The sequence below is a fragment of the Clostridium sp. HBUAS56017 genome, from assembly GCF_007115085.1.
Lineage (GTDB): Bacteria > Bacillota > Clostridia > Clostridiales > Clostridiaceae > Clostridium > Clostridium cibarium.
Genome location: NZ_SULK01000006.1, coordinates 108,865 through 129,958 on the forward strand (window position 1 = coordinate 108,865; position 21,094 = coordinate 129,958).

Here is a 21,094-nt window from a genome sequence, read left to right on the forward strand (position 1 = left end):
CTGTAAATAATACAGGAAAATAACATTTATTTATTATCTTTTTTTCTATATTCCATTGGTGTAACCCCATACTTTTCCTTAAATATCTTATAAAAATAAGTTGGATTTTCATACCCTACTTTTTGCATTATTTCAACAACTGATAAATCTCTAGCTTTAAGAAGTTCAATGGCTCTACTCAATCTCTTTTCTTGAATTAACTCCTTAAATGTCATTTGAGTATGCTTCTTTATTAGCTTACTAAGCTTATAGTCTGGTTGCTTTAATTTTTCTGCTATCTCCAAAAGAGTACCTTCTTTATAAAATTCATGTATATATTTAAAAACTTGAATAATTATCATCTTATCATAGTTATCTACTGAATATATCTCAATACATTCTGGAGTTTTTACTAGTTCAACAAACAAGAGCCCAACTAACAATTTTATAGTAACCCGACTCATCATCCCATCTGTATAGAGTTCTATTATAATCTTCTCTAATATTTCTTGAACTTTTTCATCTTCCGCTACCTTAAAATACAAATATTCTCCTTCTTTATAATCTGTATATAAAGTTGTTATTAAAAATCTACTAATTATATTTTCATTATCTAAAAGACTCAATATATAATCAAAAAATTCTGGCCTAATTATAAAATTAATACTAATATCATTTTCTGAGCATATCTCTAACTCATGATTTATATATTGATTTAAAAATATTAATTCACCTTTTTTTAAATTTATTTCCTTGTTATCTATAATCTCTTTTAATTCTCCTTGATAAACATAATTAAATTCTATGTAGTTATGCTTATGTTCCGGAAACTTAATAAACCTTGTATGCTTTCTAATATCTATAAGTTCCCCTTGAGATAATAGTTTATCGCTATCTATAATGAATTGTCCATTATCGGTGTAAAGACTTCTATCTACTTCTATTTCCCCATTTAAAATTTGTTTTTCTTCATCTGTTAATGCTAATAACTTTTCATGTATATCTCGTATCATATTAAGCCTCTCACTCCTCTTTTTTCTCATTATATCAATAATTATATATCTTCCATAATACATAATAAAAAAAATTTTTTTCCTAGGTTCATCTTAATCTACAAAAGCCCCAAAAGGAATATATCAGATTTGTTTTACAAAGTGTATATATTGTTTAAGAAAGTAAAAAAAGAGTAGACTTTTTTTATTAGTCTACTCTTTAATATAAATTTTATTGCTTAAATATGATTTGCTACTTCATATGCATCCCAAATACCATACATAATATTTGAAACCTTACGAGCATCTCCTAAAAGATAAATTTCTGGAATATCAAATTCTAATTCTTTGTATAAAGAATTTTCCTCTTTATATCCTACAGAAAGTATTACAGAATCGCATTTTATATTCTCAATACCATTTTCTGTTTCTATTTCAAGAATTCCATCTTTATATGTTTTTACTTTTGAGTTTTCCTTAACTTCAATATTGTTAAATGGTATTAACTTTTCAAGCATTTCACTATTTGCAGAACATAAAGGTCCATTTAAAGCAAGTATTTTATGAAGAGCTTCTACTATTGTTACCTTTTTGCCTTTTTGTGCAAGATATAGTGCAGTTTCGCAGCCAACAAGGCCTCCTCCTACAACAACTGTTGTATCTTTTGAATCTTTCTTTCCTGTTAATACATCTGCTGCTGTAAATACATTTTCATCATCTCCAAGTGAGAATACTTTTGGAGTTGAACCTGTTGCAATTATTACACTGTCAGCATTATATTCTAATATTTGTTCTTTAGTCACTTCACTATTTAAATGTACTTCAACTTTTAATTCTTCTAAAGTATGAGCATACCAATCAGCTAAAGCTATATCATCTTCCTTAAAGTCTGGTGCTCCACCTGGAATTAAGTTCCCGCCAAATCTTGACGATTTTTCAAACAGAACTGGTTCATGACCTCTTAGTGCCAAAACTCTTGCAGCTTCTGACCCAGCTACTCCTCCACCAACTATTAAAACTTTTTTCTTCTTAATTATAGGTGTTAGTGCATTATCTTTTTCTCTACAACTTTGAGGATTTACTGCACAGTTAAGCATTGAATAATGCTGAACACGTCCCATACAACCTTCTTGACATGATATACAAGGTCTAATTGATTTACATCTATTACTTCTTAATTTATTTACATAATCAGGATCTGCAAGTAATGGTCTTCCAAGACTTATCATATCACATGTTCCATTTTCTATAGCTTCTAAGGCCATGTCTGGATCATCCATTCTACCTGCACATATAACAGGAACATCCACTGTTTCCTTCATTAGTTTGGCATAAGGTCTGTATAATCCCTTTTCTTGATACATTGGGGGATGACTCCACCACCATGAATCATATGATCCAACATCAGTGTCTAATGCATCGTACCCATACTTTACAAGTAATTTTGCTGCTTCAATACCTTCTTCAAGATCTCTACCTTTTTCTATAAATTCTTCCCCTGGAAGCGCACCATTTCTAAAATCTTTTATAAAGCTCTTTGGTGAATATCTAAGCGTTACAGGGAAGTCTTGTCCGCATCTTTCTTTAATTTCTTCAACTATTTCACGAGCAAAGCGAAGTCTATTTTCTAAAGATCCGCCATATTCATCAGTTCTTTGATTGAAAAGAGCTATTGCAAATTGATCTATAAGATATCCTTCATGTACAGCATGGATTTGAACACCATCAAAACCTGCTCTTTTAGCATTAAATGCTCCATCTCCAAATTTCTTAACTATTGATTTAATTTCTTCTACAGTAAGTTCTCGACATGTTTTATCAAGCCATCTATGTTGTATTGGTGATGGTGCTACTGGTGGAAATTCTCCTAAATTTGTTGGTATAGTAACCCTTCCAAATCCACCTGACATTTGTAAAAATACTTTTGAATTATATGCATGTATTCTTTCTGTCATTTCTTTACCTGTTCTAACAAATTGAACAGGATTATGTGTTGGACATGGACAATTTGGCATTCCATGTTCTTCAACTTCATTATCAACAAAGGTAACACCTGTAATAATTAAGCCAGTTCCACCCTTTGCTCTTTCAGTATAATAATCAATACCTCTTTGATTAAATCCACCTTCACTATCTGCTAATCCTAATGGTCCCATTGGAGCTAAAGCAAAACGATTTTTAATTTCACAACTTCCAATTTTAACCGATTCAAACAGTTTCTTATACTTGTTCATCTTTCATCCTCCATATCAAAATTCATTAGTAAAAAATTTAGTTAAACTTTTCACATTCATTATATTCCTTTTAAAACAAACATGTCAATAATTACATGTTTGAATTTTATGTTTACATTTTAATTTATAGTGTTAAAATATTAGCAAGAAGGAGTGAAATTCTACATATGAGGACTTTAAAATATGCTATATTAGGTTTAATAAATCGAGAACCTTTAACTGGCTATGATATAACTAAAGAATTTAACGAAGGCCTTGTTAACTTTTGGTATGCTAAACATAGTCAGATTTATCCTGAACTAAAAAAGTTAACCGATGAAGGTCTAATATCATATAAAACAATTATTCAAGGGGAAAAACTAGAAAAAAAATTATATACAATTACCGAAGATGGAAAGAAGGATCTAAAAACATGGCTTGTTAAGGATGAACCTTTAGAACAAACCCCTAAAGACATCTTTAGACTTAAAGCTTATTTCTGTGACGAAATGGATAATGAAACAGTACTAAAACAATTTTTTAGTCAACTGGATAAACGCACAGAAAAGCTTCAAAACTTAGAAGAATATATAAATAAACTTTCCGATATCGATGATATTTCCTCACCTAAATTTGGGGATTATATAGTTTTAAAGGGTGCTATTTTAAGAGAGAAGTCTTATATTGAATGGCTTGAATATTGTATAAATAAGATTGAAAATTCTAAAAAAAATATATAAATTAACGAGCAATATTATGGTAAATACTTATCTAAGTTAACATAGTATTGCTCACTTTATATTGATTTTATCAAAAATTCCTTAATGGTTCTCATTAATTCAGCTAATATTTTTATATTTTGTATTACATCTGACCCTTCTAAGCTATGACCCACTCCATTAATTTTTAATAATTGAACTTCTTCATTTTCTTCTAACTTTTTTATATTTGAACTATTTATCTTTTTATCCTTTGTTCCTGAAATTGCTAAGCATGAATGTTTAATTGAATTTTTTAGAGTTTTATCTACAGGTGTTAAATAGACATGAACTTGTTTATATTCTTTAAATCTTTTAGATAATTTGCTTTGCACAATAGTCCCTAAACTTTTTCCAATAAAAATTAACTCTTTATATTCTTTATTCAAACAGTTTCTAATTATTTTTTCTGATTCCTGAACTAAAATTTCAATTTCTTTATCATTATCTAAATTAAAGTCTTTATTGAAAACCTGAAAACCATAATTTAAACATAGAGTATCAAAGCCAAGTTCCAAAGCTATTTTGTTTGAATAATACAAAAGTGGTTTAGCATTTATATATCCACTTCCCGGAAACATAATAACTAAAATATTGCTTTCCTGATCAACAAAAACATTTTGAAAATCACCTCCGTAATATGAACTAACTTTTATAATTTTTTCTTTCATTAGATTCTCCTCTTTTCTTAATTTCTATTAACTCATCATCCTATTATCAAACTTATTTTTTATATAACATTTCTATATGTGGAATTTCCTCTTCTAAATACTCCTCTGTAACTGCTTTAAACCCAAGACTTCCATAAAAGTTTATCAAGTGAATTTGGGCTGATATTTAAATTCTTCATTAGTTCGTATCCATGCTAGACTCACAAAAAGTCCTAACATAGAATTAATTCCATGTTAGGACTAGTAATATCTATCTACAATTGATTAAACTTATCATTTAATCACTATGTAGTATTTGAATAAACGCTACTTAAAAAGAATTATAAATTTATTTATTATACCACATTACATTGTCTTCTTGTCTTTGCCATCCTCTGCAAGCCCAATGATCCCATCCTCTGCGACCATCATTTCTAAAATAAGATCCTCTAGGTTGGTTTCTATCAAATATCCAAACCCCAAATGTAGTTCCATCAAATTGGTAACCAGCATACATTTTAACACCTGAAAGTCTATAATTGTAGTTTTGTGATAAATCAAAAACAACTACATTATATCTACCACCTGCTGCATAAAAAGCCGTTTCCATTAGATTTTTACAAAAAGCAGCTCTTTGCCCATTAAAGTTATTTCTACTTATTTCACTAGCTATTCTATTAGCAATCCCTAACACATCAATGCTTACATTAAAATTAATACCAGGAGCCCACGCTTTACTAGCCCCATAAATAGCATCTACATTTTGATTAAAATTATAATTTTTCGCATCATTATTGTTAGCCACACTAGTTTCAATACCATTTGAAATTGTACACTTTTCACCCTTGCTAGCTGCATAAGCAACAGTTGGTGCTCCCATAGTAGTTGCCACCATTCCTAGTGCTAAGCATACTGTAATAACTTTCATTTTAATTTTCTTCATTTTTACCCTCTCCCTATATTTTATATTTCAACATCATATTTTAAATGCTGATCTAATTAAAATATGATATCAATAGCACAGCATCTTCATATGTTTGTCCACCTCAATTGCTCCATAAAACTTACAATTTTAGAGCCAAACTATCACTTAATATTACTGTTTTACACTTTATTTGATAATTTTCCTTCTATTTCTACATTTACTATAATATAAGATTATTATTGCGTCAATATGACTATAGTACTATTTTTATAACATATCTATTAATATTTGTTATAAAAAGTTAATTACATTAGCATTTTATCCATAATTTCTTCGTGCTTTATTTTTTAAAATTTTTCTACTTTCATTTAGAATAAAAAAATAACCATTGGGTTACATTTAATAACCAATGGCTTTTATTGAAAATATTTAGTTGCTAGCTCAGCTTTATAATATTCTTCTTATACTCATGTAGATTCTCCATTTTTCCTCTTTTCTTAATTTCTGTTAACCCATCCTATCTATTATTGAACTTATTTTTTATATAGCATTTCTATATGCGGGATTCCATCTTCTAAATATTCCTCTGTAACTGCTTTAAAGCCAAAGCTTCCATAAAAGTTTATCAAGTGAGCTTGGGCTGATATTCTAATTTCCATTTGATTTAGTTTTTCTTCAATAAATTCAATAGCTTTCTTAAGCATTTCACTTGCTACAGATTGCCCTCGATAAGATTTTTTTACTACAACTCTACCAATAGACATTTCTTCATATGAAATCTTCCTTGGCAAAATTCTTAAGTATGCTACAATTTCGCCTTTATCCTCTAAATATAAGTGATATGAACTCTCATCTTTTCCATCACAATCTTGATAAACACATTGTTGTTCTACAACAAATACTTCACTTCTTAATTTTAGAATTTTATATAATTCTTCAATAGTCAACTCACTAATTTTTTTTAAGTTCCAGTTCATTATATTTTCCTCCATTTGTAGAATAATTAAAAAACGTATAATACACATTGTATTCGATATAATTACATAAAACAATAAATTATAATAATCTTTTTATATTACCATACTGTCCATCCATATCCAGTTGATTTAACTGCTCCCCCTAGGTATAATTTGTTTGTAAACCTTTAATTATAAATCAAAAGTAATAAAGGAGGCATCAAATGTTAACTTGCAATACAAGAACAAAAAAATTATTAATTTTTATATTATCAGTTCTACTTATATTACTTAATATTTTTAATACCTCTCTATCTGTTAAAGCAAGCACTATAAGTGGACAAGCAATTATCAATGAAGCTATGAAACATCTAGGCAAACCATATAACTTTGGCTCTACTGGTCCAAGTTCCTTCGACTGCTCAGGATTTACACAATACGTATATATAAATGTTGCTAACATCCAAATTGGACGAACTACTAGTAATCAGATTAATTCAGGTAAAGAAATATCACAAAGTGACTTAATTCTTGGAGATTTAGTTTTTACAGATCCAGGCCATGTAGGAATATATATTGGTAATGGTCAAATGATACATGCTCCTAGGACAGGTGATGTAGTAAAAATATCTTCCGTATATAAATTTTGGAGAGCAAAAAGAATAATGGAAACTGCTCCAAATATTGAAGATACTATATTTAATGCAAATTTCTATTCTAATAAATACGCAGATTTGAAGAGTGCTTTTGGAAATGATAATATAAAACTTCGTAATCATTTTCATTCTTATGGAATAAAAGAAGGTCGTACTTCATCTATAGTTTTCGATTCTAATTATTACCTAAATCATAATGCTGATCTTATAAATGCATTTGGTGCAAATAACTTCGAAGCTGCTTACAATCACTTTATTAATACAGGTTATAAGGAATCTAGAGATCTTTCCCCAGTATTTAATATGGACTTCTATATTAAGAACAATCCAGATGTAGCAAACTCTTTTGGAAATGATTATCACGGAATTATAATTCACTTTTTAACATATGGTATAAACGAAGGTAGAACTGCTAGCGAAAACTTCAATTTTAAGATTTATAAAAACAATTATAAAGATTTAGAGAGTGCCTTTGGAAACAACAATTTAGCATACTATGAACATTATCTACTATATGGAATTAAAGAAGGTAGAGTTGCTAAATAAAGGCTGAACATTTATACAGCCTTTATTTTTTATCCACTTTTTGTATAAATTCACCATGCGAAAAAGATGAAGCGCAAGCTCTAAAGCATTTTTTTCATCAGATATTTAATAGGTACTTTACCTAAAATAATTACCATTAAGTTAACTACAATTACCATTGTATATACTACTTTTGCACCAACATTATCACTTACAAATATCATACCTAAAACTGCTATTCCTAGCATTCCACAAGCAATACACTGTAAAAACTTCACAAACTTTACTACTGCACTTAGTTCTATCCTATCTTCGCTTCTACTCTTTTTTCTTCTATCTCCTTGACATAGTGACATGCTACATAACCTCCTTTATACTTTATTAACTCTGGTTCTTCATTTTCACATTTTTCAGTATAATAAGGACATCTTGTATGAAACTTACATCCAGAAGGTGGATTTACTATACTTGGCATATCTAAAGTTCTAAGTGGCAATTTCCCTGACACTCTATCTTTTTTGGTTCTTATAATTTCTGGCACTGCTGAGAGTAATGCATGAAAGTATGGATGTTTTGGATTATCTATAGCATCATAAATATTGTTAAGCTCTATAACTTTTCCAAGATACATAACAACAAGCCTTCCATTCTTAGCTATATATCTTGCTGTAGCTAAGTCATGAGTAATATATATAAAAGAAATATTATATTTTTTATTCATCTTAGTCATTAAATCAATAAGTGAAATCCTAAGTGAAACATCAACCATAGAAACTGGTTCATCTGCTACTATTAGCTTTGGCTTTACAGATAAAGCTCTTGCAAGTAATATCCTTTGCCTTTGGCCTCCACTTAGTTGATGTGGATATTTATACAAGAATTGTTCTTGAGGTACTAATCCAACTTCCTCAAAATATTCCTTTAATAACTTTTCTGCCTCTTCTTTATTTTTAACTATTTTATGCTGTAATAGTGGCATTGATAATGATTGAAAAATTGTCCTATTAGGATTTAAGGCCGCAAAAGAATCTTGATGAACCATTTGAACTCCAAGCCTATAATCTTTAAATTCTCCCTTTTTTAACTTCTGAATGTTCTTTCCTTTATAGATTATTTTACCTTTAGTTGGTTTATAAATGCCTACAATTAGTTTGCCTAGTGTAGTTTTCCCACAACCACTCTCCCCTACAACTGCCACTATTTCTCCTTCTTCTATACTAAGATTAATATTAGATAATACACAAACTTTTTGCTTTTTATTAACTCTATTCTCAAACTCAATAGTTGCACTATCCACTTCTAACAAACTCATTTTATGCACCTTCCTTTACTATTTCCTTACTTGTAAGTTCACCATACTTATAACATCTAGTACATTGATTACCATTAACTTTATATAAGGCTTCTGTCTTTTTCTTATCTCCATCACATTCTTCGTTTAAATACATATAGCAACGTGGAGAAAACTTACATTCTTTGAAATCTTGAATAAGATTTGGTGGTGATCCTGGAATAGCTTTACGTTTAGTTATATCATCATGCAATGTTGGTATTGCATCAAGAAGTCCTTTTGTATATGGATGAGATGTTTCATTAAATACATCCTCAACTTTACCGTATTCCACTATTTCTCCTGCATACATTACTGCTATCCTATCAATTACACCCGAAATTACCGAAATATCATGTGTTAGAAAAATCAATGTTATACCAAGATCATTATGAATTTGTTTTAACAGATCTAATATATACCACTGAGTTATTACATCTAATGCTGTAGTAGGTTCATCTAAAAGAATTACTTTTGGATCTAAAATAAGACTCAATGCAATTAATACCCTTTGCTTCATCCCTCCACTTAACTGATGTGGATAATATTCTAATACACTTTTATCTAATCTTACATATGACAAAACTTTCTCTGCTTTTTTTAATATTTCTTCATTACTCATTTTATCTGTATGAGCATATACTGTCTCTAAAAAGTGTTCTTCAATTCTTAAAACTGGATTTAAAGCGTTCTGAGCAGCTTGAAAAACTGTGGAAATCTCACTCCACCTATAATTATTCAAATCATTTTTATTTAACTTTAATAAATTAACCTTTTCATTATTTTCTGTATAGTAATATACTTCTCCTGAAGAAATCTTACCCGGTGCTTGTACTAGATTCAAAATACCTGAAGCTAAAGTAGATTTACCACTCCCACTTTCTCCAATTACTCCAATTATTTCGCCCTTATTTATAGTAAATGAAACATTATCGCAGGCTCTTAGTATTCCGTTATTAAGTACAAAATCGATAGTTAAGTTCTTTATTTCTATTAATGGATTCATTATTCTACCTCCTTATTTACGCAACCTTGGATTCATAGCTTCATCTAGTCCATTAGCAAATAAATAGCAACCTACTTGAAATAAAACTATTCCAACTATAGGTGTTAAAAAATAGACTATAGGGCCAACTCCACCATAGGCTACTGCTGATTGAGACATTGCCATTTGAATCATCATCCCCCAATGATTTCCTTCAAATGGTACAAGTCCTAATACCATTAACCCTACTGATGTTATAATTGCTCCCTTCATAATAGCTATAAAGTTTATTGCTATAAATGAGGTTATGTTAGGAATAATATCTTTTACTATTATATTAAAATTACTTATACCCATTATTCTGCTTGATTCTATAAAGTCTTTATTTCTTAAAACTAAAACCTGAGATCTAATTGCTTTAGCAAGTCCTGCCCAAGACCATAAACTTAGCACTAATCCAAATAAAATATTATTATTTACATCAATAATCATGGAAAGAACCATAGTTACAGGGAAACTTGGCATGGTTAATACTATATTTGTAATCATCATTAAAATTTCATCAGTTTTTCCCCCTATAAGTCCCGATGTAATTCCCATTCCACATGCAATTATTATTGAAAATAATGCTGCATAGAAGGCAACTAACAAAACTGATCTAGATCCTACAACAAATTGAGATAGTATATCTCTTCCTGCATAATCAGTTCCCAACAAATGTATTGCACATGGTCCTTGTAATCTATCTAAATAGTTAGATGTGGGGTTTTTTACAACCATTGGTCCTATTATTGATAATGCTAAGAAAAAAACTAATATTATAAAACCTACTCTTGACATTTTATTTTTCCATATGACTTGAAAAAATTCCTTAAGCCAATTTAAAAAAGTACCTTCTCTTGCATATGCGCTAAGTTTTGATTTATGATTTGTACCCATAATATTATTCATAATTACTTCTCCCTTAACCTTGGATTTAATCTAGTATAAAGGAATTCTGCTATAAGACCTGACAATAACACCATAACTATTATCATTAAGAACATCCCTTCCATCAAAGTATAATCTCTCCTAGATATAGCTGTTGCTAAATAATATCCAACTCCTGGATACACAAATAAATTTTCTATAAGAGGCGAACCTCCAAACATCATTCCAAATGATATGGCTACACTTGTTACCATTGGCAATATTGCATTTTTCCCCAAATAACTAAAGACAATACGCCTATTTGAAAGACCTCTAGCTTTAGAGTAATTTATATAATCTTCACCAAGTACACTCATACAGCTTGCCTTCATCCCCATTATCCAACCAGCCAAAGTTGTTAAAAAGTATGCAAGTACTGGTAACAATGCATGCTGTAAAACGCTTATTATAAATGCTCCATTAAACCCTGGAGTAATATTTGAATCATAAGCTCCTTTTGATGGCAAAACTCCTAAAAATACTGAGAATAGTAATACTAAAAGATAAGCGACAATATAATCTGGAATTGATCCAAATAATGCTTGATATCCTGTAACTACTCCATCTAAGGCATTACTTCTCTTCCAAGCTACGTATATTCCAATTATCACTCCTACTATAAAAGACAAAAACAGAGATATGGAACATACTAAAAGTGTCCAAGGTAAAGCTCCTAAAACTATTGATATGACAGGTTCTTTATAAGACATAGATTGACCTAAATTTCCTGTTACTATTCCTTTAACATATTGACTAAACCTATCCATTAAAGGAGTATCCGGGTCATAATTTAGAGCTATTTTGGCCTTTGGATATGCTTGATCATATTGCATGCCACTTGTTCTCATATATTCCTGTGTTAATGTTTCTACTGGATTTCCTGGCATAGCTTGTATTACAAAAAACACTAAAAGTAACGAAGTTAACATAGTCAATATACATGTTATTAACTTTTTCATTTTTTCTTCCTCCTTTTTTAATTATTAATATATCTCAAGGAAATTTCTCCTTGAGATATACCAAATTAACTACTTAATGTAATATACTTGATTATCCCTAAGCATCTTTCCAAGTAATGCACTAGTAGTTCCAGACCAGTAGAAATCACTAAGCTGTTCTCCAGTTTTAGCTGGTGACATAGAAAGTTTATTATTATGAATTCTATAGATATAGAATTTTTCTGTTATTGGTATAAAGTACATAGAATCATTAAAGAACTTTGCAAAATCTTTTGCCTTTTCTGTTACTTCGCTATCATTTTTTGTTCTAAATAATTCAAGTAACTTTTCTGTATATTTAAAATCTTCTCCTGTAACAGGATCTTTATATACCTGATCTCCTTTATCAGGATTTTTGATATTCATTCTCTTTCCATACCATGATAAAGAGTCATAAGCTTCAAATGGATGTTGTGTTCCTGTAGTACTTCCAAATCCATCGATTACCATGGCTGCATCACCAGATGTAGCATAATCATTATATGCAGCTGATTCCTTTGGAGTAAATGATGCATTAAGTCCAAAATCTTTTAGCATATTAGTTGCTGCTTCTCCTATAACTACATAAGCTGGGAATTCTCCAACACCTGCTATCTTTATTTCAGGTGATTGTCCGCTTGAATCAACCCATTTTCCTCCACTTTCTTTCCATCCAGCTTCTTTCAATAACTCCTTAGCTTTATCAAGATTTACAGTATAATCATCCAATGTACTTAAGAAATCCTTATCAAAATATTTATCTCTAATTGAAGGTGGTAAGCCAACTGCATATTGGTCTCCAACTCTCATACCTGGTTCTGATACTGGAGCAATTTGTGCTTTATCTATGATATAAGCTATTGCTTTTCTTACCTTTACATCATCTGTAGGGGCTTTATTTACATTAAAACAGAATCCAAGTTCACTATATTCAGGAATTAACATTTGTCTAATGGTCTCTTTATTATTTTCAGCAACCTTCTGTGCCATATCTAGAGACAATCCCATACCTTCTGCATCATATTCTTTATTCATAACAGCAACTGCTGAAGATTCAGTGCTAGTTGGCCTAATACCTTTAATCTTTTCTATCTTCATCTTAGTTCTATAGTTAGGATTTCTTTCAAATATCATTTCTGAAGATGTTACTGTAGTTGGCATATATGGCCCTGAACATAAAGCTTGTTTTATATCAGGTAAGTAGTTATCAAATTCAACTGTAGCTGCAGCTACTTTGTCATCACCTTCCTTTGTGAATTTGTAATTTCCATCTGGTTTAGCTTCTCTATTCTTTGTAAATGCATCTTGAAAAACATCCGACCATTTTCCATATACTTTTTTTGCATATCTAATTGGAGATTTTAACATATAATCTAAAATAAGAGATGCATCAGTATTATATTTAACTTGTACAGTTACATCATCTACCTTTGTCACACTTTCCGCATAGTATGCAATCTTATTCACTGTCATATCCATATATAAATTACATAATAAATCATCTGCATTTAAAGGACTTCCATCACTCCACTTTAATCCTTGTCTTAATTTTAAAGTTAACACCTTATCTTTGAATTCATAACTCTCAAGCAATGAAGGTTTGAAAGTTTTTTCTGGCTTAGAACTATATCCACATAAATAATCATACATAATAGGTTCCATAGACCAATCTGGGCCACCATTTACTGCTGGGTTCCCATGCCCTGCTGGTGCTGGAGTAAAAGTCATCATTGTAGTAAGTGTAGTTCCATCTGATGGAGCTTCTTCTCCATCTAATTTTGCATTTGTCAAAGTAGTTTCAACCTTTGAAACACTATCCTCAACACTTGGTTTATTCTCCTGTGTCTTTTTGCTATTTCCGCAAGCAGTAAAGGATGTTACACTGATTGATGCTATAATAGCTACCGCTATAAGTTTAGTTAATTTTGTCCTTTTCATTTTTTCCCCCCATAAATATATTTAATTTGTTATTTATTCCCTTGTACACTTAAATTATATTTATGCCAACAATCATTGTAAACGTTAACTAAAATATGCAGTAATTTTAGTTTATATTTATTAAAATATGTTTATTTCTGAAATAAAAATAAAATATACGATTAATTTTAATTCAATGGGTGATTTATCGTAATCATTTTAAATAGTTTTCCATTCATCCTAAATATTCCTACTTGTTTATTTAATGGAAGTCTATTGTTATAATAAATTTGTGCAAGAATAGTTGCGAAGAAGATATTTCTATTTGCTATGATTAATTTATGAAGGAGATGAAATGAATGGAATGGCTTGATAAAATGAATGCTGCACTTGATTATATTGAAGAAAACCTTGATGGCAAAATCGACAATGAAATCATTGCTCAAAAAGCTTGTTGTTCTAATTATAATTTTCAACGAATGTTTTCTTTTATTGCAGATGTAACTCTAGCTGAATACATTAGACGAAGACGATTAACTCAAGCAGCTTTTGATTTACAAAAGACAGATAGTACAATACTTGATATAGCTCTTAAATATGGCTATGATTCTCCAGTTTCTTTTGCAAGAGCATTTCAAAATTTGCATGGATTAAACCCTAGTGAGGCAAAAAAGAAAGGTTCATTATTAAAGACCTTTCCAAAAATCTCTTTCAAATTAACTATTAAAGGAGTAGAAGAAATGAAGTATCGTATTGAACAACTAAAAGGATTTAGACTTGTTGGTGTAAGCAAACCAATAACAACAGTTGATGGAGAAAACTTTAAACTTATCCCTAAAATGTGGGCTGAGATATGTGAAAACAAAACTGATGAAAAAATTATGAAATTAGGTAAACATGAAAATCCAGAATTTTATGGAGTCTGCTACAACTGCAGAAAAGATGACTTTGATTATATGATAGCTGTAGAATCTGATAGCAAATTACCTAAAGGATTAGTTGAATTAGTTATTCCTGAACTTACATGGGTAAAATTTGAATGTCGAGGAAAACTTCCTGAAGCACAACAAAGTGTATGGAAGAGAGTTTTCACAGAATGGTTCCCTAGTTCTGGTTATGAACATGCAGATGGTCCTGAATTAGAATGGTATTCTAATGAAGATATGGATAGTGATAATTATCTAAGCGAGGTATGGATTCCTATAAAAAAATCTAACTAATGAAATTTATTTTATATAACTAAAAATACTCATCATATAACTAAAAATACTCATCCCATATCAATAAGACTTCTTTGATATGGGATGATCATTTAAATTACAAATCTTTCTTAGCGTAAATCCCCATAGATATATACATAGAAATCAACCCAATGAATAATGCAATTAAGTAAATTACACTATTTAAAATCATACTCATATTAGAAATGTTAAAATTTATGCTTATATGATTTAAGCTCATCCAACTTAATAATTTAGGCGAGCCAAAAATTGTGGCAAATAGTATTATCATACCTATATATCTTGTCTTTTGAAGTCCATACTTATACAAAATCGGTATATAAATTCCAAATACTATTGCACTAATTAATAATGCTATGCCAACTTCTAATATACTAAGCTTCTTCATGCCTATAGGAATAAATAAAGCAGTAGCAGTATATAGTATAAAATTTAATATAAATACTACTACTAGAAAAAGATACTTTTCTTTTACTAATTCGCTTCTTGTATACGGCGTTGTACACAAAAGAATAGAACCTTTATTCTTCTCTTCATTACTCCAAACTGTACTTAACATCATATATTCAATAATCATAACAATAAAAATAAATGTAGAAGTTCCTCTAAATTGTGTTTCTTCAAGAGTAAATACAATTGGCATTCCAACGGCATAAATAAGTAAAAATATTAAATATTTTTTAGTTAAAATAAAATCTTTTTTTAATAAATTAAATAGCATCTCTATCCCCTCCTATATGAGCAAGCATAACGTCTTCAATGGTTGGTCTTTCAATTATTACCCCATCCATGTGTTTGCGCACATCATTTTTTCTATTTGTAATGGCTTCAAAATTATATCTACTTTCTTTTATGTTTAAAAATAACTTTCTGTTTTCATCATTTAATAAATTACTATCACCTTTCACTACTCCATAAGTATCTAATATTAAATCCTTTTCTTCATTTAACAGTATTTCACCCTTATCTATTAAAATAAGCATATCAGCTATTTTATCTAAATCAGATGTTATATGTGTTGAAAAAAATACACTTTTTCCTTCTTCTCTTATAAATTCTAAAACTATATCAAGAATTTCACTTCTAATTAAAGGATCTAGTCCACTTGTTGGTTCATCCATTATAAGTAAATCTGCATGATGAGATAGAGCTAATGCTATGCTATATTTCATCTTCATTCCTTTTGATAATGTTGAAATTTTTTGTTTAAGGTTCAAATCAAAACGATTTATATAATTTCTAAATATCTTTTCATCCCAATTTGTATAAGCTGGAGCTATAACATTCTTCATTTCTTTTAATGTCATCTCTTCATAAAAACATCCTTCATCCAAAACTACACCTATATAATTCTTCAATTCTTGTTCATTTTTTTCAATTTCTTTTCCGAATAGTTTAACGCTACCAGCATCTTTTAAAACAAGTCCAAGAATTGATTTTATAGTTGTTGTTTTTCCAGCTCCATTTACGCCTATAAAACCAGTTATACAGCCTTCTTGTAATGAAAAACTTACATCATTTAATTTAAATGCTCCATAATCCTTTTTTAATCCATTTACCTCTAAAACATTACTCATCTCTCATCCTCCTCAAAAATAATATCCATCATAGAATATAATTCCTCTCTAGAAATTCCAAGTGAACGCGCTGTTTCCCAAGCTTCTGATAACTTATCTTCTACCATACGTCTTTTTGATTCTCTTAAAAGCTCAAGATTTCCTGGAGCCACAAATGACCCCTTTCCTGCCTTAGTTATAATAAATCCTTCTTCTTCAAGTTCACTATATACTCTTCTCGTGGTAAGAACGCTAACTCGCAAATCATTTGCCAGGGCTCTTATGGAAGGTAGTGCTTCCCCTTCTTTTAACTCCCCAGAAATTATTGCAGACTTTATTTGTTCTTTTATTTGCTGATATAGTGGTTGCTCTGAAACATTAGTTACAATAATCTTCATTTGAATTCCTCTTTCTTAACTGTTTATGTTATTAATACACAGTATATACACAATACATATTGTATTTAATATAATCACTTTTGTCAATATTTTCTTTTAAAGCTTTATTTATTCAATAGCATAATTACAACCTATCATTTTACCAAGATAATCTTCTATTATATAGAATTAGTCCAACAGCCTGTGGTACAATATGGTAAATGAGAATTGTTCTTTCTTCTCACAATTTGCTTTTTTATATTGTGATTTACGAATTTTACTATTATAAATGGAGGGATGTAATATATGCTAAATTTTAATTTTAAAGAAACCTTTTGGATTAATAAACCTAGAAAATTCGAAATTAATAAAAATAGAATCACTATCACGACAGAACAAAATACAGACCTTTGGCAAAGAACTTATTATGGATTTAGAAATGATAATGCACCTGCATTACTAATAAAAACAGATGAAAAATATTTTTCATTTACTGTTAAAACTGCCTTCAACAGCAAAAAGCAATTTGATCAATGTGGAGTTGTTATCTATCAAGATAGTGACAACTGGTTTAAATCATCTATTGAATTTGAAAATGAAAAATATCAAAGATTAGGAAGTGTTGTTACTAATAATGGTTTTTCTGATTGGGCTACTACTGATATAGATGGTTGTATTAAATCAATGTATTATAGATTAAGTCGTAGAGATAGTGATTTTTGCATTGAAAACTCTCTAGATGGTAAAACATATATGCAAATGAGAATTTTTCATCTCTTCAAAGTCAATGATGAAATCAATTTTGGCATTTATGCTTGTAGTCCTGCTAACTCTTCATTTGATGCGGTTTTCTCTGAAATAAATGTATCTGAATGTCTGTGGGAATAGACTAAAAGCACAACTTCTGAAGCTGTGCTTTTTTATTTACAATTAACTTTTTAATTAATAAACTTTATGTTAATATTTATATCAAAGATTAACATGCTATCTATTTACATTAGGAGGAATTTTATGATAATAAAACCTAGATTTAAAGACTTTATATGTATAACAGCACATCCAGAAGGATGTAAAAAGAACGTATTAGATCAAGTTGGCTACACCTTGAAGAAAGGTAAAATCAGTGGAGCTAAGAAAGTTCTTGTACTTGGAGCTTCAACTGGATATGGTTTAGCTTCAAGAATAGTATCGACCTTTGGTATGGATGCTGATACTATTGGAGTTGTATTTGAAAAACCAGCTACGAACAACAAGCCTGCTACTGCTGGATGGTATAATACAGCTACCTTTGAAGAAGAAGCAAAAAAATATGGTTTTCAATCTAAAACAATTAATGGAGATGCTTTTTCAAATGAAACAAAAGAAAAAATTATTGAAGTTATCAGAAACACTTTTGGGAAAGTAGACCTTGTTATATATAGTATAGCTTCTCCTAGAAGAAGAGATCCTAATTCAGATAAAGTTTATAACTCAAAGTTAAAACCAATAGGTGATATCTATGAAAATAAAACTGTTGATTTTCATACTAAAGTTATATCTAATACAAAAATCGAACCAGCAACATCTGAAGAAATAGAAGAAACAATCAAGGTTATGGGCGGAGAAGACTGGAAGCTTTGGATAGAAAAGCTTAGTAAAGCAGATGTTCTAGCTGATGGCGCAAAAACAATTGCCTACTCTTACATTGGTCCAGATATAACTCATGCAATATATAGATCTGGTACAATAGGAAAAGCAAAAGAAGATTTGGAAAAAACAGCACATGAATTAAATAAATTTCTTTCAAAATCAAATGGTAGTGCATATGTAGCGGTTAATAAAGCTCTTGTTACTCAATCAAGTTTAGCTATACCTGTACTTCCACTATACATATCAATACTTAATAAAGTTATGAATGCGAAATCTATAAATGAAGGTTGTATAGAACAAATGTATAGACTGTTTTCAGATTTCCTTTATAAAGAAGATATACTATTAGATTCTAAAAGAAGAATACGTCTTGATGATTTAGAAATGAGAGATGACGTTCAAAAAGAAGTCTTAGATATCTGGAACCAAATTAATAGTGATAATATAAATAATTTAACTGATATTGATGCCTTTGAAAATGAATTTTTCAAACTCTTTGGATTTGCTATTTCAGATATTAATTATGATACTGAAGTTGAACAAAAGGTAGAAATAGAAAACTTAATTTAAGAATTATAATAAATTTATAGATGTATCAGACTACTGATACATCTTTTTTGTGCAGCTTATATTTTTATCTAATAAATTATATTTTAAATAACTTAAAACCCTGTAACCTCTCATTTTATCAGCATATTCTTAAGAATATTACCATATATATGGTTACAATTAAAAGAATTTTAAACAATAAATATATTCTTATAACATATAAACTACAATTCCTATCAATTATGACTTTACATATTTCTCGTATTCTAAATTTACTAACTTATGTTTTTGTATTATACTAAAATTATAATTTGAAAACATATGTTTAGGTTTGAAGGTGCATAAATATGAAAAAATTTGTAATGAAAAAAAAACTAGTTTTACCAATTACCGTTTTATTGATTTTATTTTCAAGTATTGGTGCTTGTAAATTGATAAAAAAAAGTATTCCAGTTGCCACAACGAATAACAATATATCTGCTGAAGATGATACGAATAATGTTTCAGACCAAAATATACAAGCAATTCTAAATTCATTGAATTCTAATACTAAGAATCCATATTATAATGAAAAAGATTTAAGAAAATTTCCATATCCGTACAGCTCAATGCTAGCTATATGCAGTGATATAGACGATACAACCCTAGAAGAATTTGAAAGATATCATAAATTTTTAAATACTAAAGAACAGACTCCTTATGGTGAAGGTGTAGGTCTTGATGTTGGGGATTCTATGTGGATGTATATGGGCAATGATACAAAAGGGAAAGTGGATGAGCATGGAAATGGCTCTGAAAGTATAATGACTTATTATAAAGGCACAGATAGTTCAACAAAACACAATTCAGATGAGATAATTAATTATACTCATGCCGGTTGGATAGATTCTATTCACACATTTGGAGATTTTTCAACTGATAGCGAAAAGAATACGAACTTCAACAGAAATTTAGCTATTGATGCTTGGAATGAATTAACCTCTATAAATTCTAACTTCAAAGTCTGGATAAATCATGGTAATAGATCTAATACCCAAAACCTTGGAGCACATGGGTCTTCTAAATTTATGAGTTACCAAAAAGGGGACGACCCATCATCACCTTATTACCATGCAGACTTGACTGTAAAAAATGGTATTAAATATATATGGAATTCTACACAAGATAATAATTTTGGACATGACTATCCACTTTATCAAATTACACTAGTTGATAAACAGAAGATATGGGGGTTTCATAGATATAATAGAGGGTTGGTTAATGGCAAAGATGATTGGACATGGAATACCCAAAATTTGCATCTTCAACTAACTCGAAATAATCTAGAATCTATAGTGAAAAAGAAACAGTATTCAATAATAGCACAACATTTTGGCATTAATTCAGAAAATCTATTCTCAGATGAAAATATAAAAGCTCTCAGAATGTTAACTGATTATCAAAGTACTGGAAAAATACTTGTTGCAAAAACCTCTAGACTCTTAGATTATGCTAATGCTCAAAAGCATTTATTATACACTAAGGGCAAGGTTAATGGAAAGGAATATATAAATATAGATTGTATAAACGATCCTATTTTGGGTAAAAGCGTACCTTCTATTGAAAACTTAAAAGGTATTACATTTTATTGTGATAATCCTGATAATACTGTATTACTCATAAATAAAAATGTTGTGGATTCCAATGAAATTCAGATTAATCCTAAAGATGAAACTGGAAAATCAAGTATATCAATTAAGTGGTTTAAATCTGATTACACTGATTATACTAAGTAAACTTGATATTTCTTTAAATCCTTAGAAATTTAAACATGTACTTGTTATTAATATAATTTATATGAATATTATTTTAACAGGCAAAGAAGCTATCTATCAACGAGTTAAACTTCATTATAGATAGCTTTCTTTAAC

General features: G+C 29.6%; 19 protein-coding genes and 1 pseudogene. 6 read left to right on the forward strand and 14 right to left on the reverse strand.

Annotation, left to right across the window (positions count from 1 at the left end; translation table 11 throughout):
- Positions 1 to 26 precede the first annotated feature (26 nt).
- Complete coding sequence (locus tag FAY47_RS07600; protein ID WP_143316095.1) at positions 27 to 992, reverse strand: AraC family transcriptional regulator; 966 nt, start codon at positions 990 to 992, stop codon at positions 27 to 29.
- Between the two features lie 218 nt (positions 993 to 1,210).
- A complete protein-coding gene (locus FAY47_RS07605) occupies positions 1,211 to 3,205 on the reverse strand; it encodes an FAD-dependent oxidoreductase (RefSeq protein ID WP_143316096.1) in 1,995 nt (664 codons plus the stop codon).
- Between the two features lie 167 nt (positions 3,206 to 3,372).
- On the opposite strand from FAY47_RS07605, the gene FAY47_RS07610 reads away from it, so the two are divergent.
- Positions 3,373 to 3,924, forward strand: a complete 552-nt coding sequence (locus tag FAY47_RS07610) for a PadR family transcriptional regulator (protein ID WP_143316097.1) — start codon at positions 3,373 to 3,375, stop codon at positions 3,922 to 3,924.
- A 56-nt stretch (positions 3,925 to 3,980) separates the two neighbouring features.
- Here the strand turns inward: FAY47_RS07610 and FAY47_RS07615 are convergent, their stop codons facing one another.
- The 3 genes from FAY47_RS07615 to FAY47_RS07630 all read right to left on the reverse strand — a co-directional run bounded on the left by FAY47_RS07615 (position 3,981) and on the right by FAY47_RS07630 (position 6,494).
- The gene (locus FAY47_RS07615) at positions 3,981 to 4,613 is read right to left on the reverse strand and encodes an alpha/beta hydrolase (protein ID WP_143316098.1); all 633 of its coding nucleotides are present in this window, start codon (positions 4,611 to 4,613) and stop codon (positions 3,981 to 3,983) included.
- 328 nt (positions 4,614 to 4,941) lie between these two features.
- Positions 4,942 to 5,535 (reverse strand): stress protein, encoded by a 594-nt coding sequence (locus FAY47_RS07625; RefSeq protein ID WP_143316099.1) that lies wholly within the window; start codon positions 5,533 to 5,535, stop codon positions 4,942 to 4,944.
- 515 nt (positions 5,536 to 6,050) lie between these two features.
- Positions 6,051 to 6,494 carry a GNAT family N-acetyltransferase gene (locus FAY47_RS07630; RefSeq protein WP_143316100.1) on the reverse strand — a complete coding sequence of 148 codons (444 nt, stop codon included), beginning with the start codon at positions 6,492 to 6,494 and terminating at the stop codon, positions 6,051 to 6,053.
- A 320-nt stretch (positions 6,495 to 6,814) separates the two neighbouring features.
- Here FAY47_RS07630 and FAY47_RS20890 point away from each other — a divergent pair.
- Positions 6,815 to 7,141, forward strand: a pseudogene (locus FAY47_RS20890) (NlpC/P60 family protein); the annotation flags it as partial.
- Positions 7,142 to 7,755: 614 nt separating this feature from the next.
- On the opposite strand, the gene FAY47_RS07640 reads toward FAY47_RS20890, so the two are convergent.
- The 6 genes from FAY47_RS07640 to FAY47_RS07665 form a co-directional block, all read right to left on the reverse strand.
- Positions 7,756 to 8,010 (reverse strand): hypothetical protein, encoded by a 255-nt coding sequence (locus FAY47_RS07640; protein ID WP_143316102.1) that lies wholly within the window; start codon positions 8,008 to 8,010, stop codon positions 7,756 to 7,758.
- Positions 7,956 to 8,966 (reverse strand): ABC transporter ATP-binding protein, encoded by a 1,011-nt coding sequence (locus tag FAY47_RS07645; protein ID WP_143316103.1) that lies wholly within the window; start codon positions 8,964 to 8,966, stop codon positions 7,956 to 7,958. Before FAY47_RS07645 ends, FAY47_RS07640 begins: the two co-directional genes overlap by 55 nt.
- Before the next feature lies 1 nt (position 8,967).
- Positions 8,968 to 9,990 (reverse strand): ABC transporter ATP-binding protein, encoded by a 1,023-nt coding sequence (locus FAY47_RS07650; RefSeq protein ID WP_143316104.1) that lies wholly within the window; start codon positions 9,988 to 9,990, stop codon positions 8,968 to 8,970.
- A gap of 12 nt (positions 9,991 to 10,002) precedes the next feature.
- The gene (locus tag FAY47_RS07655) at positions 10,003 to 10,920 is read right to left on the reverse strand and encodes an ABC transporter permease (RefSeq protein WP_143316105.1); all 918 of its coding nucleotides are present in this window, start codon (positions 10,918 to 10,920) and stop codon (positions 10,003 to 10,005) included.
- Between the two features lie 2 nt (positions 10,921 to 10,922).
- On the reverse strand, positions 10,923 to 11,897 hold the full coding sequence (locus FAY47_RS07660; protein ID WP_143316106.1) for an ABC transporter permease: 975 nt from the start codon (positions 11,895 to 11,897) through the stop codon (positions 10,923 to 10,925).
- Positions 11,898 to 11,966: 69 nt separating this feature from the next.
- The gene (locus FAY47_RS07665) at positions 11,967 to 13,853 is read right to left on the reverse strand and encodes an ABC transporter substrate-binding protein (protein ID WP_143316107.1); all 1,887 of its coding nucleotides are present in this window, start codon (positions 13,851 to 13,853) and stop codon (positions 11,967 to 11,969) included.
- A gap of 338 nt (positions 13,854 to 14,191) precedes the next feature.
- Here FAY47_RS07665 and FAY47_RS07670 point away from each other — a divergent pair, with 338 nt between their 5' ends.
- On the forward strand, positions 14,192 to 15,052 hold the full coding sequence (locus tag FAY47_RS07670) for an AraC family transcriptional regulator (protein ID WP_143316108.1): 861 nt from the start codon (positions 14,192 to 14,194) through the stop codon (positions 15,050 to 15,052).
- Between the two features lie 97 nt (positions 15,053 to 15,149).
- Here the strand turns inward: FAY47_RS07670 and FAY47_RS07675 are convergent, their stop codons facing one another.
- Genes FAY47_RS07675 through FAY47_RS07685 form a run of 3 tightly spaced genes read right to left on the reverse strand, consistent with a single transcriptional unit; the run spans position 15,150 to position 17,027 of the window.
- Positions 15,150 to 15,794, reverse strand: coding sequence for an ABC-2 transporter permease (locus tag FAY47_RS07675; protein ID WP_143316109.1), 645 nt, complete (start codon positions 15,792 to 15,794; stop codon positions 15,150 to 15,152).
- The gene (locus tag FAY47_RS07680; RefSeq protein WP_143316110.1) at positions 15,784 to 16,650 is read right to left on the reverse strand and encodes an ABC transporter ATP-binding protein; all 867 of its coding nucleotides are present in this window, start codon (positions 16,648 to 16,650) and stop codon (positions 15,784 to 15,786) included. Before FAY47_RS07680 ends, FAY47_RS07675 begins: the two co-directional genes overlap by 11 nt.
- A complete protein-coding gene (locus FAY47_RS07685) occupies positions 16,647 to 17,027 on the reverse strand; it encodes a GntR family transcriptional regulator (protein WP_143316111.1) in 381 nt (126 codons plus the stop codon). The genes FAY47_RS07680 and FAY47_RS07685 overlap by 4 nt, the downstream gene beginning before the upstream one ends.
- Before the next feature lie 285 nt (positions 17,028 to 17,312).
- On the opposite strand from FAY47_RS07685, the gene FAY47_RS07690 reads away from it, so the two are divergent.
- The 3 genes from FAY47_RS07690 to FAY47_RS07700 all read left to right on the forward strand — a co-directional run bounded on the left by FAY47_RS07690 (position 17,313) and on the right by FAY47_RS07700 (position 20,959).
- Positions 17,313 to 17,894, forward strand: a complete 582-nt coding sequence (locus FAY47_RS07690; protein WP_143316112.1) for a DUF1349 domain-containing protein — start codon at positions 17,313 to 17,315, stop codon at positions 17,892 to 17,894.
- Positions 17,895 to 18,017: 123 nt separating this feature from the next.
- Entirely contained in the window at positions 18,018 to 19,205 is a 1,188-nt protein-coding gene (gene fabV, locus FAY47_RS07695; protein ID WP_143316113.1) for an enoyl-ACP reductase FabV, read from the forward strand.
- A gap of 326 nt (positions 19,206 to 19,531) precedes the next feature.
- Positions 19,532 to 20,959 (forward strand): hypothetical protein, encoded by a 1,428-nt coding sequence (locus FAY47_RS07700; protein WP_243129571.1) that lies wholly within the window; start codon positions 19,532 to 19,534, stop codon positions 20,957 to 20,959.
- Positions 20,960 to 21,094: the final 135 nt, after the last annotated feature.

Bases quoted from the DNA above. Each gene is read 5' to 3' on its own strand.
- FAY47_RS07600 (WP_143316095.1), bottom strand. From the start codon at position 992: ATGATACGAGATATACATGAAAAGTTATTAGCATTAACAGATGAAGAA.
- FAY47_RS07605 (WP_143316096.1), bottom strand. From the start codon at position 3,205: ATGAACAAGTATAAGAAACTGTTTGAATCGGTTAAAATTGGAAGTTGT.
- FAY47_RS07610 (WP_143316097.1), top strand. From the start codon at position 3,373: ATGAGGACTTTAAAATATGCTATATTAGGTTTAATAAATCGAGAACCT.
- FAY47_RS07615 (WP_143316098.1), bottom strand. From the start codon at position 4,613: ATGAAAGAAAAAATTATAAAAGTTAGTTCATATTACGGAGGTGATTTT.
- FAY47_RS07625 (WP_143316099.1), bottom strand. From the start codon at position 5,535: ATGAAGAAAATTAAAATGAAAGTTATTACAGTATGCTTAGCACTAGGA.
- FAY47_RS07630 (WP_143316100.1), bottom strand. From the start codon at position 6,494: ATGAACTGGAACTTAAAAAAAATTAGTGAGTTGACTATTGAAGAATTA.
- FAY47_RS07640 (WP_143316102.1), bottom strand. From the start codon at position 8,010: ATGTCACTATGTCAAGGAGATAGAAGAAAAAAGAGTAGAAGCGAAGAT.
- FAY47_RS07645 (WP_143316103.1), bottom strand. From the start codon at position 8,966: ATGAGTTTGTTAGAAGTGGATAGTGCAACTATTGAGTTTGAGAATAGA.
- FAY47_RS07650 (WP_143316104.1), bottom strand. From the start codon at position 9,990: ATGAATCCATTAATAGAAATAAAGAACTTAACTATCGATTTTGTACTT.
- FAY47_RS07655 (WP_143316105.1), bottom strand. From the start codon at position 10,920: ATGAATAATATTATGGGTACAAATCATAAATCAAAACTTAGCGCATAT.
- FAY47_RS07660 (WP_143316106.1), bottom strand. From the start codon at position 11,897: ATGAAAAAGTTAATAACATGTATATTGACTATGTTAACTTCGTTACTT.
- FAY47_RS07665 (WP_143316107.1), bottom strand. From the start codon at position 13,853: ATGAAAAGGACAAAATTAACTAAACTTATAGCGGTAGCTATTATAGCA.
- FAY47_RS07670 (WP_143316108.1), top strand. From the start codon at position 14,192: ATGGAATGGCTTGATAAAATGAATGCTGCACTTGATTATATTGAAGAA.
- FAY47_RS07675 (WP_143316109.1), bottom strand. From the start codon at position 15,794: ATGCTATTTAATTTATTAAAAAAAGATTTTATTTTAACTAAAAAATAT.
- FAY47_RS07680 (WP_143316110.1), bottom strand. From the start codon at position 16,650: ATGAGTAATGTTTTAGAGGTAAATGGATTAAAAAAGGATTATGGAGCA.
- FAY47_RS07685 (WP_143316111.1), bottom strand. From the start codon at position 17,027: ATGAAGATTATTGTAACTAATGTTTCAGAGCAACCACTATATCAGCAA.
- FAY47_RS07690 (WP_143316112.1), top strand. From the start codon at position 17,313: ATGCTAAATTTTAATTTTAAAGAAACCTTTTGGATTAATAAACCTAGA.
- fabV (WP_143316113.1), top strand. From the start codon at position 18,018: ATGATAATAAAACCTAGATTTAAAGACTTTATATGTATAACAGCACAT.
- FAY47_RS07700 (WP_243129571.1), top strand. From the start codon at position 19,532: ATGAAAAAATTTGTAATGAAAAAAAAACTAGTTTTACCAATTACCGTT.